Consider the following 18,611-nt stretch of genomic DNA (forward strand, 5'->3'; position numbering starts at 1 on the left):
ATCACAAGGAGCAGCGTTATGGATAGCGTGCATAAAATTATTCGTGAAGGGTATCTATGGTTTAAGTCGATTTAATAAAGGAAAGTAACAGTAATAAGGCAGCACTCGAAGCAACTTAAGCCACCAGGTAAAGCGTCTAGGAAAGGTTATTTCAAAGCTTGTTCGCGATAATCCGGTAATAATTTCATCAGCGGCCTCTTCAGCGCTGATGAGTGCTGGCATTTTAAAGGTGTTTTGTGCCGTCATTGGCGTTTCGACAAACCCAGGATTTATTACCCTCAACTGGATACCTCGCCGTAAAAAACCAGGCCTAAAACCTTCAGCAAGATTAATCAGTGCCGCCTTACTCGCCCCATAAGCACCTGCTAACGGTAATCCTCGATAACCCGCCACACTAGCGGTAATCAATACTTGCTCTAAGCCATCTACTTTATGTAATAACGCTTCCAGGCAGTTAATTGCAGACATGACATTAATAGTAAAGATCTGCTCACACGCCTGTGCATCAAAATCACTCACCGTCATTGGCTGATAGACCCCAGCATTGAGAATACTAATGTGAATAGGACCAAGCGTCTTATTAATCTTTGCAAGAACCTGATGACAAGCATGACGGTCTGTTGCATCCAGCGGAAAAGTATAGATATTGCCTTGCATAGGTTCTGCCTGTTCTTGCAACGCAGACAAGGCTTCTGTGTTACGCGCTGAGACAGCCACATTTCCACCTTGTGCTGCTAACTCCAACGCAAGTGAGCGACCAATACCACTGCTTGCCCCCACTAACCAAAAGGTCTTTTCTGCAATATTCATTTTTTCACCCTTTGTTCTGGCTATTAAGGTAGTAAACAGCAACCCAACTTACAGGCTTGCTTTCTTTTACAAACTTACCTATATTCTTGTACAAGAATATATTTTATGTATAACACAATGTACGGATACACGCACAATTTTATTAAACCTTAAGACAAACGATGGTTTGTGAGCTATGAGTCAAGATCAACATATCATTATAATTGGTAGCGGCATCAGTGGGCTTGCTGTGGCTTGGCTCCTAGGCCAACGCTATAAAGTGACACTCATTGAAAAAAATGACTATCTAGGTGGTCACACCAATACCATTGAAGTTGAAGAAGATAATAAGCTACTTGCTATAGACACCGGCTTTATAGTGTATAACCAACCAAACTACCCTCATCTGACTCAACTGTTTCACCACCTAGACGTACAGACCCAACCCACTGCCATGAGCTTTGCAGCATCAATCAATGATGGTGAACTTGAGTATTCGGGTACCAACCTCAATACCTTATTTGGCCAGCGAAAAAATATTATCAACTTTTCTTACTGGCGAATGCTGAGAGAAATTGTCAGGTTTAATCAACAAGCAAAACAAGACCTACACAAACAAATTCCAATTGATATTACCCTTAATGATTATCTGGAATATCATCGCTTTTCACTTGAGCTGCAACAACAGTATTTAATTCCTATGGCCGCAGCCATTTGGTCTTGCCCAGATGAAACAATGCTAGCCTTTCCCGCCTGTAGCTTTTTACGCTTTTTTGCCAATCATGGTTTGCTCAACATTAATGACCGGCCACAATGGCGTACAGTGACTCATGGCAGCTACCAGTATATCAAAGCATTATTACAAAGCTTTAAAGGCACTGTACTTACCAATAATCCTGTCACTAAGGTACATCGCCACGCACAACATATTGTTGTAACGACCTCAAAACAGCAACTGTGTTGTGATAAAGTCATTTTTGCTAACCATGCGGATGAAATACTGCCTGTTCTTACGAATCCCACTCAGGAAGAGCAACAGATCTTAGGCGCTTTTAATTATCAAAAAAATATTGCCTATCTGCATAGTGACCAAGCACTCATGCCCAAACAGCAACGTGTATGGTCAGCGTGGAATTATTTAAAGTCGCGCCACAATAATGCTGCTCAAAATTCGGTTTCCGTAACCTACTGGATGAATTTGCTACAACAACTTACATGCAAGAATAATTATTTCGTCTCGTTAAATCCTTTAGTGCCACCAAAAGATTCCCAAATAATTCGTCAAATTACTTATCATCATCCTGTTTTTACCGTGGAAGCATTAAGGGCACAACTGCTACTTCCAACGCTTCAAGGTAAACAAAACACTTGGTTTTGTGGTAGCTACTGTGGCTATGGATTTCATGAAGATGGTCTCCAGTCAGCATTAACTGTTGCTCATCAGTTAGGTTGCTACGCCCCATGGGAACAATCACAAAGCGTAAAACAGCAATGAAAAGTACCTCTGCTTTAAAACTCTTCAAAAGCAATGTAATGCATCAACGTTTTTTCCCTGTTAATTATAAATTTAATTACGCTGTGTTTAACATCGCTATTGACGTTCTACAATTGGAAAGTGCACACAATCAATGTCGTTTTTTTTCTGTTAATAAATTTAATTTATTTAGTTTTTATCCAAAAGATGTAGGCCCCCGTGATGGTTCTAATCTAGCGGAATGGATAAAATCACTCCTACATAAACACCAATTATTTTTTCAGCCTCAACGTATCATCCTATTTTGTTTTCCGAGAGTATTAGGTTACGGCTTTAATCCACTTGCAAACTGGTACTGTTTTGATGACCAGAATGAGTTAAAAGCAATTGTATTAGAAGTGAGCAACACCTTTAACGAAAGTCATTGTTATGTTTTATCTGCCAATCATGATCATTTTAAATCAACCATTTATGCCAAAAGAGAAAAAGACTTCCATGTTTCCCCCTTTATGGCTATGGATATGAGTTATGACTTTCGGCTGAGTCCTTTTAATGACAAACTTTTTACCATCATTAAAACCTACCAAGACCAAAAGCTCATGTTGCTGGCCACGCAACACAGTCAGCGCATACCAGCAAGTAATCAACAGCTCATTAAATTGTTTTTATTTATTCCTCTTATGACCTGGAAAGTAATCACAATGATTCACTGGCATGCCTTGAAATTATGGCTCAAAAAAGTGCCCATATTCAGTCATCCCAAGCAGCATAACAAAGGTGTATCTCATGGCTGACCAGCAGACTTTAGTAAGCTCCAATCGTCTACCTCAAACCAGCCGATGGTGGCTAACCCCTCTGATAAAAACATTTAATCAAACCTGTTATGGCAATCTACACTTAAAAATTGGTGAACAGCATTTTAATTTTCATGGATCAAAAACGGGTCCTTCCGCAAACATCGAAGTGCAATCACCATTAAAATTTCTTTGGCATTTATTTTGGCGTGGAGATATAGGGTTTGCAGAAAGCTATATAAATAATCATTGGCAAACGACTGATTTAGGTAAATTACTTACTTTTTTTGCGCTTAATGAGTCCTACTATCAAGCGCTAGGAAAAAAAATAAATATCATTAAATGGCTCTATTCTTTACAGCATTTATCTAATAAAAATACGGTAAAAGGAAGCAAGCGTAATATAGCGACCCACTATGATATCAGTAACACCTTTTACCAGCACTGGCTGGATAAAAGCATGACTTACTCTAGTGCTTTATATGGCGAAGGCGTTTCCCAATATGAATTGACATTAGCCGAGGCTCAACAACAAAAATATCAACGCTTACTGGACAACCTGAGTCCACACCCTGGTGCACATATTCTCGAAATTGGATGTGGATGGGGAGGGTTTGCCGAACAAGCAGCACGGCTTGGCTTACAGGTTACAGGAATCACCCTTTCCAAAGAGCAGCTACAGTACGCAAAACAACGTTTAAAGAATGCGCGCCTAAGTGATTTTACTGCTTTTCATTATTGCGACTATCGAGCGCTATCTGGTCAATATGATCATATTGTCTCTATTGAAATGCTTGAAGCGGTTGGTCGAGAATGGTGGCCAACCTATTTTCAGAAACTAAAACACTGCTTAAGGCCTGGTGGGCGCGCAATTATTCAAGTCATCACTATTGATGAAGCTGTTTTCTCACACTACGAACAAAACCCGGATTTTATTCAGTTATACATTTTTCCTGGTGGGGTTTTACCCACGCTAACTCACCTTAAGCAGCTGGCTAAAGCGCATCAGTTTACAATTAATGACTGTTTTTTGTTTGGTCAAGATTACGCTAAAACACTCCGCTGCTGGGCTGATAATTTTCATCAACATAAAGATACATTACACGCGATGGGATACGATGAACGCTTCCAGAGAACATGGCAGTACTATTTGCATTACTGTGAAGCTGGTTTCAATATTAATAAAATTAATGTTGTGCAATTAACGTTAAGTCATTAATACTCGCAAAACACCGTGAGTATTGCTTATTTAGATGTACTAAAAGAAAAATTCAGGCAATAAAAAAACCGACTACATTGAGTCGGTTTTTATGGCGGTAAACATATTTTCAAAACAAACTAAGGTTCATTAATTTACTGCTCGCAAGCATCTTCGATAATGAACACTTGATAATATGGCGTCCCCTAGGGGACTCGAACCCCTGTTACTGCCGTGAAAGGGCAGTGTCCTAGGCCACTAGACGAAGGGGACGCAACAATACAAAACGTTAGAAATTGGAGCGGGAAACGAGACTCGAACTCGCGACCCCAACCTTGGCAAGGTTGTGCTCTACCAACTGAGCTATTCCCGCATATATGGCGTCCCCTAGGGGACTCGAACCCCTGTTACTGCCGTGAAAGGGCAGTGTCCTAGGCCACTAGACGAAGGGGACGTAAACCTTCGATTTTTGGTGGAGCTAAGCGGGATCGAACCGCTGACCTCTACAATGCCATTGTAGCGCTCTCCCAGCTGAGCTATAGCCCCACATAGAAGTAAAAATACTTCTTAAATTCCAATCTAACTTTTCTAACTTCACTTTGCAGCGTCAACAACATAATGATCGCAACTAAGCCATTTGCCAGTTACTGATCACCAGCTGCCAAAATATTTGGACTTCCTGTTTCAGTGGCGTTGCCACCCGAAACGTGGTGCGCATTCTATGGCGCTTGTTGCGTGCTGTCAAGCATTTAGCTGCGATTTAACTTAAGTAAACAACATCCGATGTATATTACTGTATTTTTTTGGAATATCGGTTTGTTATCACTCGCATTTAAACAAGGTAAGCCCTTCAAAAAAGCTTACCCTGTTTGTATTAGGCTAGTATAAACTACTCAGCCGCAGCGGTTTCTTCTAACATTTTAACCATGAGCTGCTGAAACTCTTTTTCCCAACGCTTACTAGCTTTCTTAGAAACTCCACCCAACACAGTAACAGCATGGCGAAGTCTGGCACGCGTAATATCTGCGCCCAAAATAGCCATAGCATCAAAGACTGATACAGATGAAGGTGAGCCTGTCACCGCCACAAATAATGGGAACAAAAAGTCTTTTAGCTTAACGTCCATAGCCTTACTCAAGGCCTTAATTTCAGCAAATAGTGTGTCTTTTTCCCAGTTACGAACGGCCTCTAGACGCCAAAGAGCAAACTGAACAATTCGCTTAATGGCCTCTTCATCCAATTTATTATGGCTAAACTGCTCTTCCTTAATATCAAGTAGGCCCGCAAAAAAGAAACTGCCTAGCGAAGCCGCATCAGATAAGCGCTCCACCCGAGTTTGCAGTAGTGGAGCAATTTGCATCATATAATCTGCATTAACTGCCCAGGTATGCATTCTTTTTGCAAAATCCTCAACCGAAAGTTCACGCAACCATTGACCATTCAACCAGCTTAGTTTTTCCTGATCAAAAATCGGCCCGCCCAACGATACCCGAGTGATATCAAAGTGCTCAATCATTTCATCAAGGGTGAACTTTTCCCGCTCGTCAGGCATAGACCACCCCATACGACCTAAATAGTTCAGCAGTGCTTCAGGTAAAAAGCCCATGCGCTGATAATAGGTGATGCATGTTGGGTTTTTTCGCTTACTCAACTTACTTTTATCTGGGTTTCGCAGCAAAGGCATATGACATAAAGTTGGCATGTCCCAGCCGAAGTACTGGTATAACAAAATATGTTTAGGGGCTGAGTTAATCCACTCTTCACCGCGAATAACATGGGTTATTCCCATCAAATGATCATCAACAACATTGGCTAAATGGTAGGTAGGCATACCATCCGCTTTCAGCAGAACCTGCATATCAACCTGACTCCAATTAATTTCAATTGGATCACGCAGCATATCAGGCACCTGGCAAACACCTTCTTCAGGTATCTTCATGCGAATAACATAGGACTCACCAGTTGCCAGTCGTTGCTCAACCTCTGCTTTTGAGAGCTTTAACCCACGCCCATCATACTTAGGTGTTTCGCCACGCTCAATTTGCTGCTGACGCATTTCGTCCAGCTCTTCTGCAGTGGCAAAACAATAAAAAGCATGACCATCAGCCACTAACTGTTCTGCATACTTGCCATAAATATCCATCCGTTCACTCTGACGATAAGGCCCAGCGCCACCTGCCACATCGGGTCCTTCATCCCACTGTAAACCCAACCAACGCAGTGATTCCAAAATCATTCGTTCCGATTCAGGCGTACTGCGCGCCTGGTCAGTATCTTCAATACGAAGGATAAACTGACCACCATGTTGACGGGCAAAACAGTAGTTAAATAGAGCAATATAGGCCGTACCCACATGAGGATCACCTGTGGGTGATGGAGCTATTCGCGTACGGACAGTCATAGATTCTTTGATTACCTAATCAGTTGAGTGTCTAAAAGAGTGGGATTATACGAAAACTGGCATGGTTAAAACCAGTCATTAACAGAAAAACAAAGTACGACTGTTACGCCAAGGTTACATCCCTGTCAAACAAAACTGAGTATTCAAACTTGCAAAGCACTACAAATGAAGTTTTATTGACAAACTATTCAAGCCTTGCTTTGCTAGAGCTTAGCACGCAATATTCCGACAACATTGTGTGTAGTGCTCCCACAAGGAGCCAATCAACACCGCATTACCCATGCAGTGTTCACATTGGATAAAAAAATAATATGCTGCCTTTCACAACGACGTGAGCTAGCAACCACATTTGCAGTGGTTAAAGGGAAAGCACACCAGCTTTTGGCAGATGCCACTTTACGCTAAGCAGACAAAGCAAACAGTACTAACAATAACAACAAAACAAACACCAAATTTGCAGTGATCCTGCAAGAGGAGAAAAGCAAAATGACTCGACTAATTAATGTCCTTAAGCCCTCTTTGCTCACATACCTGGCCAATAACCTTCGTTTAAACGCAACCTATAACTTCACTCCTCACCCTCAACACCATTACCGCACCTCATAGCCTCTTCACAACTAATACCAGTGAAGAAAATAAAGAGCACGTGCTTAAGCGCTTTAGGTGACACCTAGCATCTAAATTGACTCAATTATTAAGCATCCAGCGCTCAACAATAATAAATTTCAAGGTCAACGGATGGCCTCTATAACCAATCCCACATGAGACTGTTGCAACAGGCAGACGCTGTAATTTAACAACAGCCTCATATAAGGGATGAGGAGCAAGTGTATGAACTTGGCTGACGTCAGTCTCGACGACAAATATACCCGTGCCTCGGGCAAGATCCATGTCAATGGTGCGCAAGCCGTAACTCGGTTATTGATGCTACAACAACAGCATGATCAGGTGCGAGGTTTACACACAGCGGGCTTTGTTTCAGGTTATCGCGGCTCACCGCTAGGTGGACTGGATAAAGCATTTTGGCAGGCAAAAGAACACCTCAAAGCACAGCATATTCGATTCCAACCAGGTATTAACGAAGATTTAGGTGCTACCGCAGTCTGGGGAAGTCAGCAGGTTGGGCTATTTCCAGGTGCGCAATATCAAGGTGTTTTTGGCTTATGGTACGGCAAAGGTCCAGGCGTTGACCGCACAGGTGACGTTTTTAAGCATGCCAATGCAGCAGGTTCTTCCCACTTTGGCGGTGTATTGGCATTGGCGGGTGATGACCACGCGTGTAAGTCTTCAACACTTCCTCACCAGAGTGACTATGCCTTTGCTGATGCGATGATCCCTGTACTCTACCCTGGCAACTTGCAAGAGCTGATTGATTACGGGCTATTTGGCTATGGTCTTTCCCGGTTTAGTGGCTGTTGGGTTGGTGTCAAAGCGCTAGCCGACATTATGGATTCAACCATGGCCGTGGCTATTGAAAGCCAACCTATCGATCTAAGCCCTCCACCTGATTTTATCCTCCCTGAGAATGGGCTTAATATTCGCTGGCCAGACCCTCCCGCGCAACAAGAAGCACGCCTTCATGATTTTAAACTCCCCGCCGTCCATGCCTTTGTCTATCACCACCAACTTGATCAAGTAAAACTAAAGCCAACGCATACACCTACTTTAGGGATAGTGACGTCTGGCAAAAGCTACTACGACACATTGCAAGCACTAGAACTTTTAGGTGTTACGCCAAAAGAAGCAGCGGCAGCAGGTATAGGAATTTACAAAGCGGGCCTCGTCTGGCCACTGGAGCCCACCCGAATCACTGAGTTTGCTAAACAGTATCCAACCCTTTGGGTGGTTGAAGAAAAGCGCCCTTTGCTTGAAGACCAGCTTCGCCAACTGCTTTATCACCTCCCAGATACACAGCGCCCCCAAATTTATGGTAAAGCCTCTCATCTTAGTACCCACGCAGGCTTGACCAGTAAGCTTGAGTTAAGCGCTGGGTTGATAGCTCAGGCCTTAGGCGACGCGTTATGTCAATGTTTACCCCTGCACAGTACGCTCAAACGCCGACTTGAGTATCTCAAACAATCTCCCAGCACAGTCCCCCCTTCCACCGCAGCACAAAGAGCCCCCCACTACTGTTCTGGCTGCCCACACAATACTTCAACCAAAGTCCCTGAAGGAAGCCGTGCCACAGGTGGGATTGGCTGTCACTATATGGTGACCTGGATGAACCGCAACACCGACACCTTCACCCAAATGGGAGGTGAAGGGGTTACCTGGATAGGCCAGGCACCTTTTACCGAAACCTCACATATTTTTCAGAACCTGGGCGATGGGACTTATTATCACTCAGGTATTCTGGCTATTCGTGCGGCGGTGGCGGCAAACGTCAACATCACCTACAAAATTCTTTATAACGATGCCGTTGCCATGACCGGAGGACAACCTGTTGATGGTCCCCTCAGCGTCGGCCAAATCACACAGCAAGTGGCTGCAGAAGGTGTCACCAAAACAGTGGTTGTCACTGACACCCCCGAAGCCTACCAAAACCCAAAAGACTTTGCGCCAGGGGTTGAGGTCTTCAACCGCGATGCATTAGATCATGTACAAAAAGTATTGAGAGAAACCGAAGGCACAACTGTTTTAATCTATGCACAGACCTGTGCCGCAGAAAAACGTCGTCGTAGAAAACGAAAGGCTTTTCCTGATCCCGCCAAACGTTTAGTTATTCATCCTGAAGTTTGTGAAGGGTGTGGAGATTGTGGTCAACAAAGTGGTTGTTTATCCATTCAACCTAAAATGACCCCTCTAGGTCGTAAACGTGCTATCGAACAGTCCAGCTGCAATAAAGACTACAGTTGCAACCAAGGATTTTGCCCAAGCTTTGTCACGGTAAAAGGTGGGCAGTTGCGTCAAGGGCAGCAAATCAGCACAAATTGGTCAACGCCATTACCTGAACCCACACCTTTTCCACTAGCACAGCCTTATAACATCCTGGTGACGGGCATTGGGGGAACTGGGGTTGTGACCATTGGTGCCTTACTCGGCATGGCTGCCCATCTCGAAGGTAAAGGCTTCTCCGTGCTGGATCAAACGGGACTTGCCCAAAAATACGGTGGTGTCACCAGCCATATCCGCATTGCGCCCCAGCAAAGTCAAATCAACAGTGTTCGCACCCCCAGCAAAAGCACAGACTTATTGCTTGCCTGCGATTTGATGGTTGCCGCTCAACCAGACGTATTAGAAAAGCTCAATACGAACACAGCAGGAATTATCAATAACTACTTGACCATGCCTGCAGCATTCACCCGAGATGCTGACTTCAGTCTGCCTGCCACTGACATGCTTAATACAGTCCAACAAGCTTTAGCGCCTGATCAACAATGGGCTATGGATGCGCACACCGTAGCCAGCACGCTGTTAGGTGATGCTATCGCCTGCAACTTGTTTATTGTAGGTGTTGCTTACCAGCATGGTTTATTGCCCGTCTCGGCTGAGGCCATCAATAAAGCCATTGCGTTGAACAATGTTGCTGTCACTCTCAATCAGCAAGCCTTTTTATGGGGAAGACGCTATGCTTATCAGCCTGAAGAGGTTATGAAGCTACTTTCTAATCAGGTAGATTCTCAGGAAGAGGTTATGCCTATTCAGATGATCAGCGATCTGGACACGATTATTGCTGAACAACGAAAGCGGCTGACGGCCTACCAAAGTCAACGTTATGCAGACCGTTTTGAGCAGCTTGTACGTCGAGTGCAACAGCGTGAGCAGGCCCTTAGTAGTGGTGATCAACTGAGTCGGCAGATTGCATTAAACTATGCCCACCTACTGGCCTATAAAGATGAGTATGAAGTAGCCCGCCTGTTTAGTCAGCCAAGCTTCCAGCAACTGATTGAGGAGCAATTTACAGGAAGCTACAGCCTTGAGTTTAACTTTGCACCGCCCTTCTTAAGCCGTTGTGATCCTTATACAGGCTTGCCTCGAAAACGTGCCTATGGTGGCTGGCTAAAATCCGCGTTTAAACTGCTTCAGCATGGTAAGCGTCTACGTGGCACACCATTTGACCCATTCAGCTGGACCAAGGACCGCCGTTTTGAACGCCAACTTATTCATCAGTTTGAGCATTCAGTCAGCCTGATCATCACCCATCTCACCACACAAAACTATGCTGTCGCACTTAAATGGGCTGCACTCATCCCTCAAATACGGGGGTATGGCCATATCAAAGTGGCAAACTATCAACGCATAGCCAAACCACTTACGTCCTTACTTGAATCATTCACCGCACCAGCCACGCTAGACATAGGTCAACAACCTGTTATGCCTGCAAAAACAACTGCCAATAAAGAAAATGCTATCAACTACTATGAGGTCAGAACTTAAACCGTTTGAACGTTACAAACGTCAAAAAAAGAGGCGGCACAGTAAAACAATAAAAAATGAGATTGCTAATAGAGAGAGGATCAACATGAGCATATTTTCTCACCACGAATATGATCAACATGAAAACGTTTTGTTCTGTCATGACCCTATTTCAGGGCTGAAAGCGATTATTGCCATTCACAACACAGAATTAGGTCCAGCCTTGGGTGGCTGCCGTATGTGGCCTTATGCTACTGATGATGATGCACTCTACGATGTACTTCGTTTATCTCGTGGTATGACCTACAAATCAGCACTGGCGGGATTACCTCTGGGTGGGGGTAAATCCGTCATCATTGGTGATCCTCGCCAAGACAAAAGTCCAGCGTTATTTATGGCAATGGCTGAGTTCATTAACCGGCTGGGTGGTCGTTATATTACCGCCGAAGATGCGGGCACCAGTGTTGAAGATCTAAAAATAATGGCCCAAACAACAGATCACGTAGTGGGAATCGCCCCCAAAAAAGACTCACAAGGCAATATCAAAAGTGGCGATCCATCCCCCATGACCGCCTATGGAATTTTTGTTGGCCTCAGTACCAGTGCCAAATACTTCCTTGATCGCTCAGACTTGGAAGGGCTTCGTGTGGCAATCCAAGGCCTTGGGCATGTGGGCTATCGTCTGGCAGAACATCTTCACAAAGCTGGAGCCAAACTATGGGTAACTGACATTCAGCCCGAGCAAGTTGAACGCGCACAGGATGAGCTTGATGCCGTCGCTGTTGAACCTGATGCGATTTACAGCCAAGCGGTCGATGTCTTTGCCCCCTGTGCATTGGGCGCCGTGCTCAATGACAGAACCATCCCGCTATTGCAAGCATCCGTCATTGCAGGTGCAGCCAATAACCAGCTACAGGATGAGTTACATGGAGACAAGCTGCGTCATCATGGCATTTTGTATGCGCCAGACTATGTCATTAACGCCGGGGGGATTATTGATGTGGCTCATGAGCGTACAGGCTATGACCCTCTCCAAGTCAAGCAGCATGTCGAAAGGATTGGCGACACGTTGCTGGAAATATTCCAGCGTGCGGATAATGAACAAGCCTCAACCAATCGCGTTGCGAACCAAATGGCGGAAGAACGGTTTCGAAGTTGCCCCATAAAACCGCACAAGCTGGCCTCGAAACGCTCAGCAGTTCGTAAATGATTTTAAGATTTCACCAGAGAAATATAAGTTAAATTTTATATCGCTTTTTGTTTTGTAAACTTTATTATTTATAACTGATGACAAAATATGTAGTCATCCTTAAAAAATAATAACCACACATCCAGGGATGGTCATAAATGCTTAATAAACGACAATTAAAACTAACATTTTTAGCGGCGACACTTGCCGCTATTGCGAGTTGCAGCCAATCTCCTACACAGCAGCAAACCCTTCCAGAAACGCTCAAAAAAAACCCTCTGGCCGAAGCGATTATTAAAGATACCAATGCGTTGGTTGCTATTCCCAGCTACCGTAGCGAGGGGCGCCCCAGCCATGAAGTTCAGCAGTCATTTAGCAAAATAAAATCTGTTCTGGACCAACGTATTGAAGGATTTAACCAACAACAACAGCACCTGAAAATTCAAAATTTTGAGTGGCGCAAAAATCGTGCAAATCAGCCTGGTGATCCCTATCGTTTATTTGGCTATCGACTGGGTAATGGGCCAGAAAAGTTAGCCTTTATCACCCACTTAGATACCGTGGCACCAGGTGGGATGGACTGGCAACCCTTTCAACCTCGTATTGAACAACGTGAACTTCACCAAACTTCGCAACCCTTCCTGGTCGGGCGTGGTGCAGTTGATAACAAAGGCCCTGCCATGGCGACGCTGAATATTCTGCAGCAATTAGCAAAAGATTATGATGCAACGCCTGAAACCTTAAATAACATGACACTGGAAGTCTGGTTTGATACCTCTGAAGAAACAGACATGGCAACCCCCAAGTTTTTGGCTGAGAATCCGCAAGCGTTACCTGACCTGGGTATTGTTTTTGATGCATCCTGGTGTATTCGTGCTGAAAAAGGAATCGAACGTCCCCAGTTTTTTACCTCATTAGGCACCACTCCCAAGCAAGGTATTTGGATACACAGCATTAATACGCCAAGAGACAGTCCAACCAACCAAATTCCAAGTGAAACAATTACCATCCTCCAAAGTAATGACTCTAAAGCACTGGATGATCTTGCTAACCAGATACAATCTGACTACCAACACTATGCATTTGATGACCCAGAATACCGTCGAGCCCCCATGACGGTCACTCGAGTCAGCCCAACCCAGCTAAAACTCACAACGACGGTCATTGGTGCGCAACATGGCTCAGTGCCCTATGCCAACCGTGAAAAAGGTGCCAACCCGCTGGTATCCATCACTAACTTTTTAGCTCACTTGGCTGACAACGGTGCATTACAAAAAAATGGTCTTAGCCAGCTTAGCCAGTTTGTAGCCTGGACCTGGGGTACTAAGGTTTTTGGTGAACACCACCCTGCCCTACTGCAAAAGCAAGATGAAATCTTTACCACTGGGACTACCTACGCGATTACCCGGCTGCAAACAGACCCAATGAATAACAAGGCAACGCTCGCCGTTGATATTCGTTATGCCGTTGGTCATCAAGACAAGCCCTGGGATGGTAAAACATTTGGCCTATTACCAGGTAAAAGTCAGTTTCAATCCGTTTTTACTCAACTGACACAAGCATTTAATAAGCATCACCAGGGGTCCAAAATCAGTTTTAATACCGGAACCCGCGTTACCCCAGATATTCGAGATACAGAAAGCCCCAACTTTCAGCTCGTTAATAATGCCTACCGCAAAGTGATGGGGGAAGATTGTCCTGCTCACGCCATTGGTGGTGGTACTGATGCAAAAGGCTTCTTACCACTCATTGCTGCTGGACCTATGTTAGGTGGAATTGCCGGACCACCCGTAAATTATCACGGTATTAATGAAGCCGTTCCTTTAGAAATGCTTTTACAAAGCACAACTATTTTATACGAACTGGCTAAAGAAAAAATTTTGGATAGTCAATCACAAGAAAAATCAACGCAGTTAACAAAAAAGAATACTGCGACAAAGATGTGATATTTATTACATTTGACGAATACACATCAGATGTAATAAATCTCATCAAAAAAGGGGCTATTTAAAAGAACTACTGTTAACAAGCTGTTGTTATGTCAACAAAACATGACCACTTTCACATGCATATCGTAACAGGCAACAACAGTTGGTTAACATTTTTAACACTAAAGTTGCAAATTAGTATCACAATAGCCATTTAAAAATTTGCCAGAAAACTTATAATGAAACTCGAATTAGCTCATTGCAGGGCTATTTCGGCTTGTAAATCTTCTTTTCCCTAATGCATTTTGCCCGTTTTTACGGGCATTTTTTTTGTGTGGCAATTACAGCTATACCACCCTCTTCTTTAGCCACTTACTTTTCCCTACATAAAAAAAAGCCCATAATGAATATGAGCTTTTTATCTTCAAACAAACAATTAATTTAAATATCGTGCTTTATCAGCAAAAACTTTGTGACACATTTCAGGTAACTTAACTTTTTGCCAAAATGGTTTGCCCGCTTTTTTCGTTTTTTTCTTAGTGACTACCTTAGCCTTTTGCGCTTTTGCATGTTGCTGTGCAGTCACAGTCAACCACCATTTGAGCGACTTATTATCACAACCATTACCTGCAGGAATAGGTTTTTGTGGTCGGCAAAAAGGACTCTCTTTAGGGCAGTTCAAACGGACATGAAAATGATCATCATGCCCCCACCAAGGACGTATTTTTCGCAGCCAGATATCATCCTGTTTGGTTTTTCTAAAACTGCACAAACGCTTTTTAATTAGCGGTGCGACAAAAATACGATTTACCCGACCATCTTGAGCAGCTAACTGCAATGCAGAATCATGTTTGGGAGTCCAGCGCGACGTGTCCAGAGCATAGCGTTTCTTTGCAATCACTGAAAAAGCACTCAACGCTTCACGCTGATATAAATCTAAACGATTTTTTTTATCCAACGTAAACCAAATATCAGCATCCAGTCCATTCTGGTGGCTATGGTGTCCGCCCTCCATGGGTCCCCCTCTGGCCATTGCCAAGTCCCCCACAAGTATGGTGCCTAACTGTCTATCCGCAACCTTTCCACCCAGATCATTAATATAACTAATAAGCTCAGGATGCCCATAAAAACGCGCTCGTGATAAACGCATCACCTGAAACCCTTTTCCATTGGGTGGTAGTGACTCACCTCCTGCGAGGCAACCTGCGGCATAAGAACCAATCGCCATCGATTTACCTGTATTGGGGACCGTTAATGTAAGCCAGGGAGCTGAAGGCTTACTGGCCGCAAAAGCAGATACGGCAAATAGGCTACATGACAACAGTATTGAAGGTATACCAAACGACTTAACCGACATAATACACTCACGATGTAAAAACAGAGGCTCAATAATACGGTGTAATCCACTGAGAACGCACAAACCTTATTCACAAGTATGGCAAATACTGGCTGAATGTGTTGCCTAATCAAACTTTAAACAAGACTTTTTTTTGATATAGGCCATACATAATTAGACCAATAATTAACACATGCGTAATGGCAAAGCTTAGAGAGCCTAACCAGGGACCTCCCCAGTGAATAAAAACCTGATTAAATAACCACTCATAGGCTGTTTGATCCTGCGCAGGTGTGATGTGTACGGTGTACAATATTCTCACCCATAAGTCGGCAATAATATAAGCCAATAATGGATTACAACCAAAAGCCAGCACTGGAGAGAGTATTTTGGGTGTGTGTGATACAGGAAATAAATTGATCAAAATGGCCAGAATAATAAATGCCCAGCCACCACTTAATAACACAAAGCTTGGTGTCCATAATGATTTATTAATCGGTAACCCCATAGCACTTAGCAGATAGGCTGCCAAAATCAGTGCACCGCCAACCCCTAGCATTTTTAAACCTGTCTCTCTCATAGCGGCTTGTGGAGTGCGCTGTATACGTTGGGCAGGCAATAACTGCTTTAACCACACCCCAGCGCAATACCCCAGCAGCGTTGTTGTCAATGCAGGCCATGTACTTAATACACCTTCAGGATCAAATGCTATACCGTGCCCTTGCCACATATGGTTGGCTCCCAAAAACCATAAGTCGAATTGGCGCACCACATTATGTTCCAGACTAAATGGCTCATTCCCTGCAGCTCCCAACACTAACACAGCCCAATATACCAACCAGTTAATCACCAAAAAATAAAGTATCTGGCGATGCGTCAAGTTGTTAACCAGCAGAGCAACGACACCATAGACAATAGCAATTCGCTGTAATACTCCCAAAATTCGCCAGTGCTCAAATGCCTCCAGCGTATAAGGAAAACCATTCAGCATTAAACCAAATAAAAAAATCAGACCGCTACGACGAATTATTTTCTTATTTCGGTCTGCATCAGAATAGTGTGACAAGGAATAAGCCATTGCCAGACCAACAATAAACAGAAAAAAAGGAAACACTAAATCTGTGGGGGTCCAACCATGCCATTTAGCATGTTGTAACACTGGAAATACGTAATCCCAACTACCAGGCGTATTTCCCAATATCATATAAGCAACAGCCAGGCCTCGAAAGATATCTATAGCCAATAGTCGATTTGTAATTATCATTATCTTCAGTTCCTTGAAATCTTAAACACGTAAGGTGGAATTGCCTATACACCTACACGACACTTAAAGCTCCACCCATAAGCACTATAGTACCCGCTTTTTTACATAGAGATTAATGGCTGACTGCGGTGAAACGCCACAGGATGAGTATCAGCTAAAGAGGAGTAAATGCAGTCAGCCTCGACTTATTCGTTAACGACCATCTGTTAAGTACTTTGCCAAAGCCGTGAAAACGTTTTAGAAAAATAAATGATATGCTGATCCACTTGTCCCTGTGGTTCAACATGGCTGATAAGATAACCTTGCTTCAATAATAAGCGCAGCATTTTTGGAAAGCAGTTTCTGGATTTTACTTCCAATACGCCATAACCTTGACCTAAAATCCAAGCCTCTTGTTGAACAAGCAAGTCCGTCCCTATACCTAATTCACGATAAGCGGGAATTACCCCTCCCAGCCAACTATAAAAGCGCTCATCATCAAGGGCATAACCTAATTTAAATGCAACAGGCCGCTCACCGTACCAGGCAATTAACAACAAATATTCCCGGTTTGCCACACGCTGAGCAAGCACCTCAACAGAATAGTCTCGTTCAAACTCTGGCAATTGTGAAATAACCTGCATAGCCTCATCCCAACTGCCATGTGTTATACGATAATTAGACTGCACACCACTCTCCAAACCAACAGTGCCTATCATTAATAACAACTGATTTTACCTGTCGTTATTAATTTCATTGATGAATTAAATATAAGGGCTCCTCTAAAAAAGTGCATTTTTAGAGGTATCCATAAGCAAATAAAACCCAATAATGGGGAGCAAAGTAAGCCACTAATACAACTATAACTCAAAGTTATAATGCTACGTTTAATGTACAACTCGAAGGGTATATTTTGTAATTGAGAAGCAGACCACACATAAAACCATGAGTTAAACGCAGTGGACTATTAAACTGCATAGTTTCTGTTCGCAACTATCTGCAAGAAAACAGACAACAATGCATCATGAGGTTAGACATATAATGAAAGGATTGCTAACGCTATCACGGTCTGCAATAGTGCTAAGTTGCACACTACCACTGTTAACTGGGTGTCTGGTTGAACAAGCCAAGCCTTACCAGAATGCTCCAGAACCAGAAGTCGCCGCGATTCAAGATAACACTCAATTAGCCGCACTCAAAAAGCAAGCCTTATTGATTGAGGCACAACAAGACAGCTTGCATAAAATCAGTGGCACCTGGCAGGATGGTGATTCTTTTTCAACTTATGATGCCTTTCTTAAGCAAGGCCAACTGCGCTTTATTCAAGAACGGCGCAAAGATGGCAAACGTATAGAGGGAAGTCACAAGTATTATTTTTCACAAGGTCGCCTATTTCACTACGCAGAAAAAAGTACACACAAAGTACTTAACAATGATGGACCAATCAGCATAGAACTCCACGAAGTTAAATTGTTTTTAAATGCACAAGGACAACTGCTTTTTGGGCAACAATGGAAAAATATGAACCCCCAAGGCATAACCCAACAAACCATTACTGGCGTTAAGCAACATGTTGAACACTTGCAAGCCATCATTAATAAGATGAACCGATAAGTAAGAGGGCTTTTTAATGGGGGGAAGGGAAAACAGAGGTCACAACTCCTCTGTTTTTTGATCTTTTCAGACGTTTTTACTAGGGTCTGTTAACAGGCCTTAGCTAGCATCTTCACGCATCCGCTTAGCAATAAATCGACCACCAAACACCACTATGGCACAAACGCCCACAACCACCAGTACACTCGCTACTACAGATGCGTCAACATACATTCGTCATTACCTCATCACTTTATAACCAGAATACGTTCCATTTGAGGCGCGTAGGATACCCAATCCCCTTTTACAG

At 43.5% G+C, this 18,611-nt stretch carries 12 protein-coding genes and 4 tRNA genes; 7 read left to right on the forward strand and 9 right to left on the reverse strand.

Annotation, left to right across the window (positions count from 1 at the left end; all coding sequences use genetic code 11):
- Positions 1-54: 54 nt before the first annotated feature.
- Positions 55-810: an SDR family NAD(P)-dependent oxidoreductase gene (locus tag ACQ96U_RS08255; RefSeq protein ID WP_431720769.1), complete on the reverse strand. Its 756-nt coding sequence runs from the start codon at positions 808-810 to the stop codon at positions 55-57.
- 175 nt (positions 811-985) lie between these two features.
- Between ACQ96U_RS08255 and ACQ96U_RS08260 the strand changes: the two genes are divergently transcribed.
- The 3 genes from ACQ96U_RS08260 to ACQ96U_RS08270 are packed head-to-tail and all read left to right on the forward strand — an operon-like array spanning position 986 to position 4,276.
- Positions 986-2,284, forward strand: a complete 1,299-nt coding sequence (locus ACQ96U_RS08260) for an NAD(P)/FAD-dependent oxidoreductase (RefSeq protein WP_431720770.1) — start codon at positions 986-988, stop codon at positions 2,282-2,284.
- Complete coding sequence (locus tag ACQ96U_RS08265; protein ID WP_431720771.1) at positions 2,251-3,057, forward strand: DUF1365 domain-containing protein; 807 nt, start codon at positions 2,251-2,253, stop codon at positions 3,055-3,057. The genes ACQ96U_RS08260 and ACQ96U_RS08265 overlap by 34 nt, the downstream gene beginning before the upstream one ends.
- Positions 3,050-4,276, forward strand: a complete 1,227-nt coding sequence (locus ACQ96U_RS08270; protein WP_431720772.1) for a class I SAM-dependent methyltransferase — start codon at positions 3,050-3,052, stop codon at positions 4,274-4,276. Before ACQ96U_RS08265 ends, ACQ96U_RS08270 begins: the two co-directional genes overlap by 8 nt.
- A 176-nt stretch (positions 4,277-4,452) precedes the next feature.
- Here the strand turns inward: ACQ96U_RS08270 and ACQ96U_RS08275 are convergent.
- The 5 genes from ACQ96U_RS08275 to gltX form a co-directional block, all read right to left on the reverse strand.
- Positions 4,453-4,528, reverse strand: a tRNA-Glu gene (locus tag ACQ96U_RS08275).
- A gap of 24 nt (positions 4,529-4,552) precedes the next feature.
- Positions 4,553-4,628: transfer RNA gene (locus ACQ96U_RS08280), tRNA-Gly, on the reverse strand.
- Between the two features lie 5 nt (positions 4,629-4,633).
- Positions 4,634-4,709, reverse strand: a tRNA-Glu gene (locus ACQ96U_RS08285).
- Positions 4,710-4,725: 16 nt separating this feature from the next.
- A tRNA-Ala gene (locus tag ACQ96U_RS08290) sits at positions 4,726-4,801 on the reverse strand.
- Between the two features lie 343 nt (positions 4,802-5,144).
- Entirely contained in the window at positions 5,145-6,656 is a 1,512-nt protein-coding gene (gene gltX, locus ACQ96U_RS08295) for a glutamate--tRNA ligase (protein ID WP_431720773.1), read from the reverse strand.
- An 831-nt stretch (positions 6,657-7,487) separates the two neighbouring features.
- Between gltX and ACQ96U_RS08300 the strand changes: the two genes are divergently transcribed.
- The 3 genes from ACQ96U_RS08300 to ACQ96U_RS08310 all read left to right on the forward strand — a co-directional run bounded on the left by ACQ96U_RS08300 (position 7,488) and on the right by ACQ96U_RS08310 (position 14,147).
- Positions 7,488-11,033, forward strand: a complete 3,546-nt coding sequence (locus ACQ96U_RS08300; protein ID WP_431720774.1) for an indolepyruvate ferredoxin oxidoreductase family protein — start codon at positions 7,488-7,490, stop codon at positions 11,031-11,033.
- A gap of 85 nt (positions 11,034-11,118) precedes the next feature.
- The gene (locus ACQ96U_RS08305; RefSeq protein WP_431720775.1) at positions 11,119-12,222 is read left to right on the forward strand and encodes a Glu/Leu/Phe/Val dehydrogenase dimerization domain-containing protein; all 1,104 of its coding nucleotides are present in this window, start codon (positions 11,119-11,121) and stop codon (positions 12,220-12,222) included.
- Positions 12,223-12,359: 137 nt separating this feature from the next.
- On the forward strand, positions 12,360-14,147 hold the full coding sequence (locus tag ACQ96U_RS08310; RefSeq protein WP_431720776.1) for a M20/M25/M40 family metallo-hydrolase: 1,788 nt from the start codon (positions 12,360-12,362) through the stop codon (positions 14,145-14,147).
- Positions 14,148-14,565: 418 nt separating this feature from the next.
- Here ACQ96U_RS08310 and mepA read toward each other — a convergent pair whose 3' ends face one another.
- The 3 genes from mepA to ACQ96U_RS08325 form a co-directional block, all read right to left on the reverse strand.
- Complete coding sequence (gene mepA, locus ACQ96U_RS08315) at positions 14,566-15,486, reverse strand: penicillin-insensitive murein endopeptidase (protein WP_431720777.1); 921 nt, start codon at positions 15,484-15,486, stop codon at positions 14,566-14,568.
- A 109-nt stretch (positions 15,487-15,595) separates the two neighbouring features.
- The gene (locus ACQ96U_RS08320) at positions 15,596-16,729 is read right to left on the reverse strand and encodes an acyltransferase family protein (protein ID WP_431720778.1); all 1,134 of its coding nucleotides are present in this window, start codon (positions 16,727-16,729) and stop codon (positions 15,596-15,598) included.
- A 206-nt stretch (positions 16,730-16,935) separates the two neighbouring features.
- Positions 16,936-17,427, reverse strand: a complete 492-nt coding sequence (locus tag ACQ96U_RS08325) for a GNAT family N-acetyltransferase (protein ID WP_431720779.1) — start codon at positions 17,425-17,427, stop codon at positions 16,936-16,938.
- Between the two features lie 322 nt (positions 17,428-17,749).
- Here ACQ96U_RS08325 and ACQ96U_RS08330 point away from each other — a divergent pair, with 322 nt between their 5' ends.
- Entirely contained in the window at positions 17,750-18,322 is a 573-nt protein-coding gene (locus ACQ96U_RS08330) for a hypothetical protein (protein WP_431720780.1), read from the forward strand.
- Positions 18,323-18,611: the final 289 nt, after the last annotated feature.

The organism is Zooshikella sp. RANM57 (genome assembly GCF_050749885.1).
GTDB lineage: Bacteria > Pseudomonadota > Gammaproteobacteria > Pseudomonadales > Zooshikellaceae > Zooshikella.

Excerpts from the sequence above, each read along its gene's own strand:
- ACQ96U_RS08260 (WP_431720770.1), top strand. The coding sequence starts at position 986 with ATGAGTCAAGATCAACATATCATTATAATTGGTAGCGGCATCAGTGGG.
- ACQ96U_RS08330 (WP_431720780.1), top strand. The coding sequence starts at position 17,750 with ATGAAAGGATTGCTAACGCTATCACGGTCTGCAATAGTGCTAAGTTGC.
- ACQ96U_RS08310 (WP_431720776.1), top strand. The coding sequence starts at position 12,360 with ATGCTTAATAAACGACAATTAAAACTAACATTTTTAGCGGCGACACTT.
- ACQ96U_RS08265 (WP_431720771.1), top strand. The coding sequence starts at position 2,251 with ATGGGAACAATCACAAAGCGTAAAACAGCAATGAAAAGTACCTCTGCT.
- mepA (WP_431720777.1), bottom strand. The coding sequence starts at position 15,486 with ATGTCGGTTAAGTCGTTTGGTATACCTTCAATACTGTTGTCATGTAGC.
- ACQ96U_RS08320 (WP_431720778.1), bottom strand. The coding sequence starts at position 16,729 with ATGATAATTACAAATCGACTATTGGCTATAGATATCTTTCGAGGCCTG.
- ACQ96U_RS08270 (WP_431720772.1), top strand. The coding sequence starts at position 3,050 with ATGGCTGACCAGCAGACTTTAGTAAGCTCCAATCGTCTACCTCAAACC.
- ACQ96U_RS08300 (WP_431720774.1), top strand. The coding sequence starts at position 7,488 with ATGAACTTGGCTGACGTCAGTCTCGACGACAAATATACCCGTGCCTCG.
- ACQ96U_RS08325 (WP_431720779.1), bottom strand. The coding sequence starts at position 17,427 with ATGATAGGCACTGTTGGTTTGGAGAGTGGTGTGCAGTCTAATTATCGT.
- gltX (WP_431720773.1), bottom strand. The coding sequence starts at position 6,656 with ATGACTGTCCGTACGCGAATAGCTCCATCACCCACAGGTGATCCTCAT.
- ACQ96U_RS08255 (WP_431720769.1), bottom strand. The coding sequence starts at position 810 with ATGAATATTGCAGAAAAGACCTTTTGGTTAGTGGGGGCAAGCAGTGGT.
- ACQ96U_RS08305 (WP_431720775.1), top strand. The coding sequence starts at position 11,119 with ATGAGCATATTTTCTCACCACGAATATGATCAACATGAAAACGTTTTG.